We start from the raw sequence: 12,037 nt of genomic DNA, 5'->3' as shown, positions 1-12,037 counted from the left end.
TTACTTTTTATATTAGAATACTTGTTCTACTTCCATTACACCAGGAACTTCTTCTAATAATGCACGTTCAATACCAGCTTTTAATGTAATAGTAGAACTTGGGCAACTACCACAAGCACCAAGTAGGCGTAATTTTACAATACCATCTTCTACATCTACTAGTTCACAATCTCCACCATCTCTTAAAAGGAATGGACGTAATTTATCTAGGACTTCTTGTACTTGTTCTTTCATTTCTAATTCTTCCATACAATATCGACTCCTTTCCTATCCTTTATTATAATCACATTAAGGTGAAAAATCTAGAATCTAGAAACAGGAAATTGTAGGCTTCATTGGTTCTTTGTATTATTATAGTTACATAAGAGTGAGTAAAACGTGCATGAAGGGAGTTATTTATGAAAAAAGAAATTGAAGTAAGTATTTACGGTGCTGAGCAAATATGTGCAAGCTGTGTCAACTTACCATCTTCAAAAGATACATACGAATGGCTTCAAGCAGCAATCACAAGAAAGTTTCCCAATCAAAAATTTGAAATTAATTATTATGATATTTTTAAAGCAGATTATGAAAAGGAAAAAAATGATTTTTGTCAAAAGATTATAGAAGAAGATTTATTTTATCCTGTAGTTGTTATAGAGGGGGAAATTGTAGGGGAAGGTAACCCAAAGTTAAAGAACATTTATGCTGAGTTTGAGAAATACGGATATTCTTGCTTGTAATAGTAGCTTTGAATAAGTAAGAGGCATTCGTGTTGAATGCCTCTTGCTGTTAATAGTATTTGCTTTTTTTGGTTCTATCTTTCCAAAGTACTCCATGTTTCATTAATCGAGGGATTCTACCAGTTAAAGCAGTATTAAAAATAAGTCCGAACCCATGTTTTTTACCTAGAGATCCTAATACTCCCTTTATTTTGATGGGAGGCAATTCTTGTGGCGGTAATTTACCTTTCCATCTACTTATTAAGATGGTGGCAATTTGTTCGGCCTGTCCTTCTGCAAGCTGCGCACTAGGTGGATGATTTAAGCTTGCGCAGTCTCCTACAACAAATACATGTTCATCATCTGGTAAGTGGTGATAACTATTCAATATCACTCTCTCTTTCGCATCCTTTTCGACATCTAGTGAGCGAACTATACTGTTAGGTTTCACACCAGCAGTCCAAATCATACAACTAAATGGTATTGGAGAATCATGGTTATACACCATATTTTCTTCAATTAAGGTAATGTTACTTTGTTTTATAAGGTGGACTTGGTTCTCTTTCAACCATTTTTCCACATAGCTGCTAACTTTAGGAGGATAGGAAGATAAAATAGAAGATCCACGGTCAAATAGACTAATATCGAGATGTGTACTTTCAGCTAATTCTGCAGCTAATTCTACTCCGCTTAATCCTGCTCCAATTATAGCTACTTTTTCTCCATCAGAGAGTGATTGAAGTATCTTATAGGATTGTTTCGACTTATAGATGGTTTGGATACTTTGTGTAAATTGATTGGCTCCTGGCACTTGATGATAGTTGTCTTCGCATCCTAATCCGATAACTAGGTCATCATATTCCATATAATTTCCTTCTGCTAGATGGACAATTTGTTTATTTAGATTGATGCTTTCTACTTCTTGCTGAATAATCGTGACTTGTGGATGATTAGGAAATGGGAATGTCACATGAGAATCTGTTACAGTACCAGCCGCTATCGCATAATACTCTGTTTTGAGAAAGTGAAAAGGAACCTTATCAATTAGAACTACCAGGATATTGTATGGTAAATTTGGAATAAGTAATGACAGCAATCGCATGCCACCATAACCGCCACCTAGAATAACTAGCTTTTTCATTTACTCCCTCCGATGCTATAGCAAATCCTTCAGGTAAATAATAAAATAATCTACCTTTTTAAAGTTGTTTATCTATAGAAGTATATTAGAAGGAGGAGAAAGAATATTCTTATTGAATGGGAAAAATAAAAAAAGTGTATAAGGTATAAAAATAAAGATGCAAAACTAATCACAGTTAGAATATCAGCTTTTGTAGCATGTCAACTGTACTTATAGTACTTTTTCATCGAGTTTACTCACTGACTTTACAAAAGTCTCTTCTCTGTAACTTAGTTGAATGGCTTATATTTTTTATCATTTTCCTAAATTTTTTTGTTATAACAAATACCAGTACTTATTGAATAGAAAGGTAAGTCTGGTATTTTAAATACTTATTAGTTTTTCAAACGCAACCCTTGGACTTTGATCAGCTACAAAGATTATTCCACAATATTGAAAATCATTCTTTTGGAGTAGCTTTTGCATAGAGGTATTTTGTTCGTGAGTATCTACCTTTATACTCGGAATGTTATTTTTGTGACACATATTCTCGATTTCTCTTAAAACAATTGATGAAATGCCTTGTCCTTTAACCGTATTTTTTACTGCTAATCTATGTATAACGGCATATGCTTCATTAGTGAGCCATGAACCATTTATTATCTGTTCATAGTTTGTATCACTATCAAAAGAAATAGATACTGTTGCTAGAATAGTGTTATTATTATCCACAAGAACATAACTATAAGCATTTTCGATGTCTTTCTCAATCGTTGAATGATTAGGATAATTATTTTGCCATTGATTAATCTCGTTTTCTTTGAAGTAGCTTTGAGCTTCTCGTATAATTTCCATAATTGCAGGAATGTCTTGCATAGTCGCTTTTCGTAACTCCATTCTTCATTTCTCCTTTTTTTATAAATATGGTAACACGAAAAGGAAGAACGAGGATATATATAGAAGAAATTTTCTTTGCTGTATATAATAGCAATGCCTCTGATTAGAGAAGCATGCCATTATATAGGAGAATGTTTTGGATAGTTACCTACCAAATGTATAGCACTAATAATTCGTTTATTAATCCATTTTCTATTTTCTTCTGTGTTTAATTGTTCAAATACTACAGCTCTTCCTTTTTCAGAAGTGACGTAATGGTGTGGAAGATTATTAAGACTGTAGGCAATTATGTCATTTCTACATTCTTCACAATGACAAAATACTTGGTAATCTGGACTAAATAAAAGAATGATAACAAGTGATTCTACAATTTCCTCCATGACATTTATATATTTTCGATTCATCCTTTTGACTCCTTCTTTTCTCTATCCGTATAGAATATATCGGCATTTTTTATGGTATTTATAGGAGAAAATATAGTGGGTCTAACTTTTATTTAGTTAGTATGTTTTTCTTAATCAAGCATTATGTAAAAGTTTGATAAAGGTTACTACCAGCATTCGAGCTTGGCGAAAAGTGCTTCGTTTTTTGAGTAAAGTGACTAATCATATTTAGGATAGAATTTAAAATGAGTGATATAGAGGAGATTCTAACTAAGGTAAGCTATATTCTTGATTCTTACTGTAAAAGAACTTACTATAGGATTAGTAATGAGGTGAAAAAATTGTTTAAACCACTTATTGAATTTTGTTTAAGTAACTTATCTTCAGGCTCTTATGAAGCAAAAGAAAGATTAGAGCAAGATGATGAGTTAGAAGTAATTGATTATGGCTGTTTAGGATTCTGTGGTCAATGTGGAGAAGCCATGTTTGCTCTAGTAAATGGCGAAGTGGTTCAAGGAGAGACAGTAGATCAATTGGTTCAGAATGTGTATAAACATTTGGAAGAGAATCCAATGTTTTAAATAAAGAAAATAGAGAAAAGCAGATAGTAATGATCTATCTGCTTTTTATCTATTCTGCAAGTAAGGTTTGTTGCTTTTCTCTCATTTCTTGCCAGCTTTCTTTTGCCAATTTAATTATTTGTGGCTCCGTCGTTCTGCTTTGCTGCTCAATGACTTTAGAATAATACCTTGTTGCTTCTTCTAATTTATTGGTACGTCTGGATAAGTCAGCAATTAAGTAGATGGTTCTTAATTCAGATACTGTAGTTCCACTATAATCTCCTGTAGAATAAGATAATTCATATTCATAAAGAGCAAGATTTAAAAAACGCATCTCTTGTATATCGTTATGTAGCATACGATAATGCCAAGCGAGTCTTAGATATAAGCCAGCTATCATTACATGCTTTTCTTTCCGTAAAATTGCACAGTAGGAAGCAAGCTTATGGGTTTTTATGCTATCTTCTATACTCCGTTCACCACTATAAGATTGTGGTACCCATTGAGAACAGACCTTTTCTATTAATAGCATTTTTCCTTCTTGAGAAAAATAGGGAACTGTATCATTGTGAAAAGAAAAGCCACAAGATGGACATACATTAATGTAATAAAGCAAAGGGTTATGCTCTGAGTAATAAGGTAAAAAATCAGTGTCATAACTCGTTACCTTTACAAATCTAGAACGTACTTTCTTGGTGGTAAAAGGAGTTTGGCAAAGTAAACAAGTACATTGCTTATCATATAATGGTTCTATACTAGTCATATTCTCACTCCTTATTGCATAGGTAAAAAGTTTTAATTTATAGTTTTATTATACTACTCATTAAGTAAAATTTCCTATTGTTATTATCTAAATAGGTATTAATACCTATAAGTTAAAGTGTTGATAATATTTCCATTTTTTAATCAAACCGCTGAGTTGAGTCGCAATGGAGGGAGGTATATAATATAAATTAGTATAGGGAAAGAAAGGAGAATGAGTGATGACGGAAGAAATTTTAAATATAACAGAAGCTGCAGCACTTCAAGTGAAAGAAATGATGAAGGAAAATGAAGAAGAGGGTTCTTTTTTAAGAGTAGCTGTAAGAGGCGGAGGTTGTAGTGGCCTTTCTTATGGAATGGGATTTGCACACGAAAAGGAAGAAAGTGATCTTGTTTTTGAGCATTTTGGAATCCAAGTATTAGTGGATAAAAATGATGGTCTTATCTTGAAAGGAACAAAAATTGATTATAAACAATCTCTAATGGGCGGAGGATTTACCATCGACAATCCGAATGCTATTGCATCGTGTGGATGTGGGTCTTCTTTTAGAACAGCTGTTAATGCTGGTTCGCCTGAAGAATGCTAAGAGAAAGTAATTAAAAATGTAAAGGAAGCAGAGTGCTTTCTTTACGTTTTTTTTGTTATCAAATTTTGACGTGCTTTAGAAGAAACTATGCAGTTGGGAAGCAGAATTAACCACTAAGTAGAATTTTAATAGGCAAAAACTCCTTCTTTTTAACTATTTATGAATATTTTCTTTGAATATGGGAAATGAATAGTTTTGGGAGGAGTGAAAAATATGATTAATAGTAAAAAGTTTTTTAGAAGAGTAGCAATGACTTTTCTTTTCATTGTAGCTCTATTAACAACGTTTCAGTCAATTTCAGGAGTAGAAGCCAGTTCTATAGATTTTGCAAAAAATGAAAGTATCACAACAGATGAGGATAACCAATTCAAACATACGATTAAACAAATTGGTGTGGCTTTAAAAAATTTCAAGTCAGCTTTAGTAGAAACAACGCAAATATCGTCTAGTGAAGAAGTAGCAGGACAACCGCCATTACTGGAGGAAGTGAGAAATTGGTCGCAGTATCCGACAAAAAGGGTAGTTGCAACTGGTTATACTGCAGGTGTCGAATCAACAGGCAAAAATCCTAGTCACCCACAGTATGGGATAACCTATTCAGGAGTTAAGGTGAAAAGAGATTTATATAGTACTATTGCGGCAGATACTAGTGTTTTTCCTATTGGAACAGTACTGTTTATCCCTAACTATGGATTCGGTGTAGTAGCAGATACAGGATCAGCAATTAATGGAAATAAGGTAGATTTATATTATGAAACAGTGGATGATGTTTATAGTCAATGGGGTAAAAAGACAGTAGACGTATACATAATAAAAATGGGTGAAGGCAAGCTTACAGAAGAAACACTAAGTAGTTTAAATGAGGATGAATCTATGCAAGTCTTTCGTCAGCAATATACAAAAGCAGAAAATAGATAAGAATAATGAAAAAAGCAACAGGGTACTAATTGTAGCCTGTTGCTTTTTGCTATGTTTTGTATTATAAAAATAAACCTAAAACTAAAGTAAGTAAGATTCCTGTTAGACCTCCAAAAAAAACTTCAATAGGTTTATGCCCTAGTAATTCTTTTAATTCTTTTCTTTTTTCCTTTTCCGGTTTGTTTTGCCATCCTTTTGCTTCTGTAATAAACTTATTAAAATCTTCTACAAGTCTATTTAGAACAACGGCTTGTTCCCCTGCTTGCCATCTTACTCCTGCTGCATCAAACATGGTAATAATGGCGAATATTGCAGCTACTGCAAAGATAGGAGAATCAAAACCAGTTTCTAGAGCAACTCCTGTGGAAAGAGCAGTTACTGCAGCGGAATGAGAACTTGGCATACCACCATTACTAGTTAGAAGAGACCAGTCGATTTTTTTTGTAACAAAGAATGTAATTGGGACTTTTACAAATTGTGCAAATAGTATTGCTGCTAAACTAGCAAGTAACGGAAAGTTATGTAGTAATTCCAATAAAATCACCTCGTGGTTTCTAGAAGATATGATATGTATTGTTTACCATTTAAATCGTATTATTAATCAAAATGGATTAAATAAAGTATTCAGCTTTTACAATAAGTTCATTTTTAATGGAATAACTCATCACCATCTTGCATTTAGTTTTGTTTATTATATCATATGCGTATGTTTCCTTATTTAAAAATATAAAAAATTGATTTTAATATTTTGTAAAGATAGTATTGAAAATAATTAGCTATACGAAATAGTGATTAAATTCGGTATAATAGAAGAGAATAGAATGGAGGTAATAGTATGTTTACATATCAATCTGAATGGAATTTCTCTGAAAGTCCTGAAAGTATTATCGTTGGTTTGTTTGATAAGTCTATTAAATTTGAAGGCAAGCTAGCGGAGTTAGATGATGTATTTCAAGGTGAATTAACTAATCTGATTAAATCTGGTGATTTATCTGCAAAAAAGAATAAGGTAAGAATTATTCATACGTTTGGAAGGATAGCAGCAAAACGCCTAGTATTTGTAGGTTTAGGAAAAGAGAAGGATTTAACATTTGATGATATAAGAGAAGCTTTTGGAGCAACCTTTAAACAAATTGCTCAAGAAAGATGGACAGAAACATCCTTGTTTGTAGATTCTTTTGTTACAGAAGAAGTAGAAGTGCAAGATGTAGCTCATGCATTTGGAGAGGCATTTGCACTAGCTACTTATGAATTTACTGGATACAAGCAAAAATCGAATGTGCCTGAAAAGAAAATCACGGAGTTAACTGTTTTTAGTAATGTGGAGGAAGAAATAGTCCTTTCTGCTCTACAAGTAGGTCATATTTATGGCAAAGCAACCAACTCTGCACGTACATTAGTAAATCTTCCAGGTAATATGTTAACGGCCACAGATCTTGCTAGCTATGCTTTAGAACTTGCTAATAAATATAACTTTGAAACAGAAATTTTAGAAAAAGAAGATATGCTAAAACTTGGCATGGGAGCAATGCTTGCAGTTAATCAAGGATCAACAGAGCCTCCTAAAATGATTGTATTGAAATACCAGGGAAAAGAAAACTGGGAAGATGTAATTGGCCTTGTTGGTAAGGGGATTACTTTTGATACAGGTGGGTATTCGCTTAAACCAAAAACTGGAATAGTCGGGATGAAAACAGATATGGGCGGTGCTGCTGCGGTCCTTGGAGCAATGGAGATCATTGGAGAACTGAGACCAGAGCAAAATGTAGTTGCTGTTATTCCTTCTACAGATAATATGGTAAACGGCAATGCCTTTAAACCGGATGATGTTATTACTTCTATGAGCGGTAAAACGATTGAAGTATTAAATACAGATGCAGAAGGTCGACTAGTATTAGCAGATGCATTAACATATGCGAAACACCATGGAGCAAATTATTTAGTAGATATTGCTACATTAACAGGTGGAGTCATTACTGCCTTAGGGATGGAAACAACAGGTGCTATGGCAAATGATGAAGCACTTTTTGAACAGGTTTTAGAAGCTTCTTATGAAGCAGGAGAGCAAATGTGGAGATTACCAATTTTCGAAAGTCATAAGAAGTTAGTTAGAAATAGTCCCGTTGCTGATTTAAATAATTCTCCTGGAACTGCTGGTCATGCGATTATGGGTGGTGCTTTTATTGGAGAGTTTGCTGAGGGAACACCTTGGGTTCATTTAGATATCGCTGGAACATCTACAACTAATAAAGCTAGTAGCTTAGGGCAATCAGGGGCCACTGGAGTAATGACTAGAACATTAGCGTTATTTGTGGAGAGATTTGAAGCTGATAAGCAATAAAGCAAAACAGGAAAAACTGCATTTCATTGGAAATGCAGTTTTTTCATTATAAAGGTGTAGTATGTTCTAAAAGCCATTTCTCCATAGGCTCTGGCATATGCTCTTTAGCAACAAGCGCCGCATGTCCACCTTCAAACAGTACAAATAGTTTATCTTCACTTGAGACTAAATCCATAATAGGTTCACATAGAGCACTAGGAACAAGAGGATCATACATGGTTGAAAAGACAAGAAGATTTGATTTTATATCTTTAAAATCAATTGGCTTGTCATAAACAGTTAGCCCACCCTCTACTATTTTATTATCTCGAATCAAATCATTCATAATTTGTTTTAATGCTGCACCTGCAACTGGAATATGATCGAGTGTCCATTTATTCATTCTCGTCCATTTATCAATATACTGTTCATTGTTAGCTCGATTTAATAGGGCAAGATAGTGACTAAATGAAACGGGAGCAACTATTAACCTAGTTCCATATTTAATGGATTCTGGAGGTATTACACCCATTTTATCAATCATTTCATCCAACTGTATTTCTTGATTTTGAAGAGCAGTTAACCATTTGTCGTAATCTGGAAATGCAGAAAAATCAATAGGTGAAACAGCTAAGATTAGATTTTTAATATATCTATTATCAAGAGCTGCAAAAATAGTAGCCAGTGTTCCCCCTAAACAGAAGCCAATTACTGTGAATAAATCTTCTCCAGCATGTCGAATGGCTCGTTTAAAACCTTCATGGATATATTTAACAATGTAATCATCCATTGTCATAAAACGATCTTCATAGCCAGGGATACCAAAGTCAATTAAATAGGTATCATATCCAGCTTTATTGAATGCTTCAATTAAACTCATAGAGGGGCCTAAATCTAATATATAAGGCTTATTTACAATGGAATAAACTAAATAGATAGGTTCTTTATATTTCTTTTCTTTAGTAGGATAATACCAAAGGGTTGCTTTATTTTTCTTCCAAATAGCATATCTCTCCGACGTTCCAACTACTGGGTCTACCGTTAATGCTTGAATAAAGGATGTTATTCGATTATTTGTCATTTTACATCGCCTGGTAGGAAGTAGGATTAGATACAGTTACTAATTCCATTTGTGTTTGTAATAATTCTTTCGCTTGGACTAATTCTCTTTGAAGAGAAACGATGAGCTCTTCTTGTTCTGTAATCTTGGCATTCAGTTCGAATGACATAGAAGGCTGTTGGTGGAAGGAACCCATCATTTCTTTCATTTCTGTTAGCATAGAAGTTATGCTGTATAATTGATTATCAAGTTGATCTATTTTTTCTTCTGATTGTAAAATTAGCTGAGTCGTATTAGCGATATCTGTTTTAGTAGGGAGATTCATATAATTAGTCGCTTGTTCTGTATATTGTTGGATTTGATCCATTCTTTTAGTAAGAAGACCAGTTTTAGATTTTGCAAAATCAACTAACGGAATCTGATTTAAATTTTTTTTAATGCTATCATTAATACGATACTGTAGTAAGTTTCCTCCTTTTTTTAATAACTCATAAAAATCAATTGTAACCTGAGCCATGCTTCATTACCTTCTTTCTTTAATTAATTATTTTTTAAATCAATTGGCGTATCAACCATAAAGGAGGGACTTACCTCCTGTTTAAAGCATAGAAGAAAGTCCACCATCAATAGCAATGGTCTGGCCGTTCACATAATTGGAGGCATCTCCTGCTAAAAATAAGATAATTCCGTTTAAATCTTCTAATTTACCTAAACGCTGTGCTGGGATTTTTGCTAATAATGGAAGCTTATGTTTTTCAAGAGCGGATGTTATTTTGGTAGGGAAGAATCCCGGAGCGATAGCATTAACTTGGATATTGTATGGAGCTAGCTTAACAGCTAAATCTTTGGTGAAGTGAATGATTGCTCCTTTGCTAGTTGAATAGGCAATGGCATCTAAAACCATAGGGTGAGTTCCTTGTAAGCCAGTAACAGAGGAAATATTGATAATTTTACCGCTTTTTTGCTCCATCATTTTTTGAGAAACTGCTTGCGAGAAAAGAAAAGAACCTTTTACATTCACGTTCATTACTTTTTCCCATTTGTCCTCTGGGTAATCTTGGAATGGTGCCATCCAAGATGTTCCACTATTATTGATTAAAATATCAATTGTTCCAAATGTTTCAATGGTTTTTGAAATGACAGCAGAAATATCTTCTTTATTGGACACATCACATGCCATGGCAAGCGTTTTTATTCCCTTTTCTTTTAACTTTTCTTCTGTTTTTAAACACTGCTCTAACTTTCTTGAACAAATTACAATATTTGCACCGGCTTCTGCTAAGGTAGTTGCCATTTGTTCTCCTAATCCTCGACTTCCTCCAGTAATAATGGCAGTTTTACCGGTAAGCTCAAATAATGCGTTCATTTCTTTCCCCTTCCTCTTTGATTATATATTCCATATAGTATAGACAAGCTGACTTCAAAGGGTGCTTAAAATAAGGCGGAGACCTAAGCCTAAACATCAATGTCTAATATAAACAGAAAGAGTAGGACAATAGCCCAGTCCAAATGAGGGGCAAATGCATAGTAAATAGTGTAGAGAGAAAAAATCTAGAGTGGAGGTAACAGCTTATGTATCATGGATATCCAGTTCCTTATCCGCAACAAGATTCAAGAGCATGGTTCGCAGCACCATTTGTTGGTGGATTACTTGGTGGGGTTATAGGTGGAGCATTAGTTAGACCAAGACCATTTTATGGACCAGTACCATATGGACCAGTACCGTACGGTCCAGTTCCTTATGGCCCTTACCCTTATTATTAATATTATCTAGGATCGTAGAAAAAATTGTATAAAAAAGTCAAGATTCTGCTTTTACTACTAAAGGAGAATCTTGACCATTAAATGTGGTGTCTTAATCCATTAACTCCATCTTAGCTGTACAGATAAGTAGCAGCAATAAGGAGGTTTATTTTTTTGATCAAACTTTAAAGTTATTCCATCTGGATTATAATCGATGATTGGAATATTTTTGATTCCTGTGGATTTAATGAGTTGTTCGACCGTTGCTTTTTGTGATAGTTGTGCAGCAGTCATAATGTTTGTAGAAAGCTCTTTAGAATTAGCTAATTTGTTTATACATAATTCTAGGTCAGATAATAGTGGTAATGTTTTTTTGGAGGATTCTATAAATTTATTTGGATTAACAGCAGGTAACTCTCTTGCTAAAAAAGGATAGTGTAAATATGGATGATAGATTATTGGAGTAGGAATAGCACCATAGTAATATGGTCGTCTCATACGTGACATTCCCTTCTTATATACTTAGTTATCCTTATTTTTATTCTTCATAAGAAGTATTTATGAATGTTAAAGTGAAGCCAAGACCACTGATTAAAGGGCTTGGCTTCTTTTAAGCGGTACTTTCTCGTTTGTTCTAGATTTTTAATTACGGTGTTCGATTAAATCAATGGTGCCTAGTACAACATGTGCTAAACCAAAGCCAAATACTGTGTTGGAAATCATGGAGTCAATTTTACGATTTTGTTTCATAACAATTCCAGCAGTTGTTACAGCTGTTCCTAAGACAGTTGGTATTAATCCTTCACGAATATGCTCCATTACCATTCACTCCCGAATTTGGATTAGTCCTCTTAAAGGACTTTTATAGTATTTTCTAATGAGGAAAATGTAGCCGTAGGAATCTCTGGTTATATAGGGAATTGTTTCTCGGTGAGGGAGTTAGAGTAATATGTTGTTAAAAGCCAATTTGTATTATCTTAAGCGAT

Annotated in this window: 17 protein-coding genes; 6 read left to right on the top strand and 11 right to left on the bottom strand. The window is 33.8% G+C overall.

The window, feature by feature from the left end:
- Positions 1 to 12: 12 nt before the first annotated feature.
- Positions 13 to 249: a NifU family protein gene (locus tag F9279_RS17710; RefSeq protein ID WP_152115429.1), complete on the bottom strand. Its 237-nt coding sequence runs from the start codon at positions 247 to 249 to the stop codon at positions 13 to 15.
- Positions 250 to 398: 149 nt separating this feature from the next.
- Here F9279_RS17710 and F9279_RS17705 point away from each other — a divergent pair, with 149 nt between their 5' ends.
- Positions 399 to 722: a YuzD family protein gene (locus F9279_RS17705; protein ID WP_152115427.1), complete on the top strand. Its 324-nt coding sequence runs from the start codon at positions 399 to 401 to the stop codon at positions 720 to 722.
- A 49-nt stretch (positions 723 to 771) separates the two neighbouring features.
- Here the strand turns inward: F9279_RS17705 and F9279_RS17700 are convergent, their stop codons facing one another.
- From F9279_RS17700 to F9279_RS17690, 3 genes are all read right to left on the bottom strand, one after another.
- On the bottom strand, positions 772 to 1,842 hold the full coding sequence (locus F9279_RS17700) for an NAD(P)/FAD-dependent oxidoreductase (protein ID WP_152115425.1): 1,071 nt from the start codon (positions 1,840 to 1,842) through the stop codon (positions 772 to 774).
- Between the two features lie 363 nt (positions 1,843 to 2,205).
- Positions 2,206 to 2,718, bottom strand: a complete 513-nt coding sequence (locus F9279_RS17695; protein ID WP_152115423.1) for a GNAT family N-acetyltransferase — start codon at positions 2,716 to 2,718, stop codon at positions 2,206 to 2,208.
- Positions 2,719 to 2,837: 119 nt separating this feature from the next.
- Positions 2,838 to 3,122, bottom strand: coding sequence for a late competence development ComFB family protein (locus tag F9279_RS17690; protein WP_226793672.1), 285 nt, complete (start codon positions 3,120 to 3,122; stop codon positions 2,838 to 2,840).
- 320 nt (positions 3,123 to 3,442) lie between these two features.
- Here F9279_RS17690 and F9279_RS17685 point away from each other — a divergent pair, with 320 nt between their 5' ends.
- Positions 3,443 to 3,682, top strand: a complete 240-nt coding sequence (locus F9279_RS17685; protein WP_152115512.1) for a YuzB family protein — start codon at positions 3,443 to 3,445, stop codon at positions 3,680 to 3,682.
- A gap of 49 nt (positions 3,683 to 3,731) precedes the next feature.
- Here F9279_RS17685 and F9279_RS17680 read toward each other — a convergent pair whose 3' ends face one another.
- Complete coding sequence (locus F9279_RS17680) at positions 3,732 to 4,424, bottom strand: DUF2225 domain-containing protein (RefSeq protein WP_152115421.1); 693 nt, start codon at positions 4,422 to 4,424, stop codon at positions 3,732 to 3,734.
- A 220-nt stretch (positions 4,425 to 4,644) separates the two neighbouring features.
- On the opposite strand from F9279_RS17680, the gene F9279_RS17675 reads away from it, so the two are divergent.
- Both F9279_RS17675 and F9279_RS17670 read left to right on the top strand, forming a co-directional pair.
- Positions 4,645 to 5,010, top strand: coding sequence for a HesB/IscA family protein (locus tag F9279_RS17675; RefSeq protein ID WP_152115419.1), 366 nt, complete (start codon positions 4,645 to 4,647; stop codon positions 5,008 to 5,010).
- Positions 5,011 to 5,223: 213 nt separating this feature from the next.
- Positions 5,224 to 5,928, top strand: a complete 705-nt coding sequence (locus F9279_RS17670) for a 3D domain-containing protein (protein WP_152115417.1) — start codon at positions 5,224 to 5,226, stop codon at positions 5,926 to 5,928.
- 61 nt (positions 5,929 to 5,989) lie between these two features.
- On the opposite strand, the gene F9279_RS17665 is transcribed toward F9279_RS17670, so the two are convergent.
- Positions 5,990 to 6,463 (bottom strand): divergent PAP2 family protein, encoded by a 474-nt coding sequence (locus tag F9279_RS17665; RefSeq protein ID WP_152115415.1) that lies wholly within the window; start codon positions 6,461 to 6,463, stop codon positions 5,990 to 5,992.
- A gap of 300 nt (positions 6,464 to 6,763) precedes the next feature.
- On the opposite strand from F9279_RS17665, the gene F9279_RS17660 reads away from it, so the two are divergent.
- The gene (locus F9279_RS17660) at positions 6,764 to 8,269 is read left to right on the top strand and encodes a leucyl aminopeptidase (protein ID WP_152115413.1); all 1,506 of its coding nucleotides are present in this window, start codon (positions 6,764 to 6,766) and stop codon (positions 8,267 to 8,269) included.
- 46 nt (positions 8,270 to 8,315) lie between these two features.
- Here F9279_RS17660 and F9279_RS17655 read toward each other — a convergent pair whose 3' ends face one another.
- From F9279_RS17655 to F9279_RS17645, 3 genes are all read right to left on the bottom strand, one after another.
- Positions 8,316 to 9,329, bottom strand: a complete 1,014-nt coding sequence (locus F9279_RS17655) for an alpha/beta fold hydrolase (RefSeq protein WP_152115411.1) — start codon at positions 9,327 to 9,329, stop codon at positions 8,316 to 8,318.
- Position 9,330: 1 nt separating this feature from the next.
- Positions 9,331 to 9,825: a hypothetical protein gene (locus F9279_RS17650; protein WP_152115409.1), complete on the bottom strand. Its 495-nt coding sequence runs from the start codon at positions 9,823 to 9,825 to the stop codon at positions 9,331 to 9,333.
- 81 nt (positions 9,826 to 9,906) lie between these two features.
- The gene (locus F9279_RS17645; RefSeq protein WP_152115407.1) at positions 9,907 to 10,674 is read right to left on the bottom strand and encodes an SDR family oxidoreductase; all 768 of its coding nucleotides are present in this window, start codon (positions 10,672 to 10,674) and stop codon (positions 9,907 to 9,909) included.
- 206 nt (positions 10,675 to 10,880) lie between these two features.
- Between F9279_RS17645 and F9279_RS17640 the strand changes: the two genes are divergently transcribed.
- The gene (locus tag F9279_RS17640; protein ID WP_152115405.1) at positions 10,881 to 11,072 is read left to right on the top strand and encodes a hypothetical protein; all 192 of its coding nucleotides are present in this window, start codon (positions 10,881 to 10,883) and stop codon (positions 11,070 to 11,072) included.
- Between the two features lie 99 nt (positions 11,073 to 11,171).
- Here F9279_RS17640 and F9279_RS17635 read toward each other — a convergent pair whose 3' ends face one another.
- Positions 11,172 to 11,558: a hypothetical protein gene (locus tag F9279_RS17635; RefSeq protein ID WP_152115403.1), complete on the bottom strand. Its 387-nt coding sequence runs from the start codon at positions 11,556 to 11,558 to the stop codon at positions 11,172 to 11,174.
- Between the two features lie 135 nt (positions 11,559 to 11,693).
- Entirely contained in the window at positions 11,694 to 11,870 is a 177-nt protein-coding gene (locus tag F9279_RS17630) for an asparagine synthase (RefSeq protein ID WP_152115401.1), read from the bottom strand.
- Between the last annotated feature and the right edge of the window lie 167 nt (positions 11,871 to 12,037).

Source organism: Bacillus sp. B1-b2, from assembly GCF_009183415.1.
In the GTDB taxonomy this organism is placed as follows: domain Bacteria; phylum Bacillota; class Bacilli; order Bacillales; family Cytobacillaceae; genus Niallia.
The sequence above is the reverse complement of the archived record's forward strand: the minus strand, read 5'-3'. Positions and strand labels throughout refer to the sequence as shown.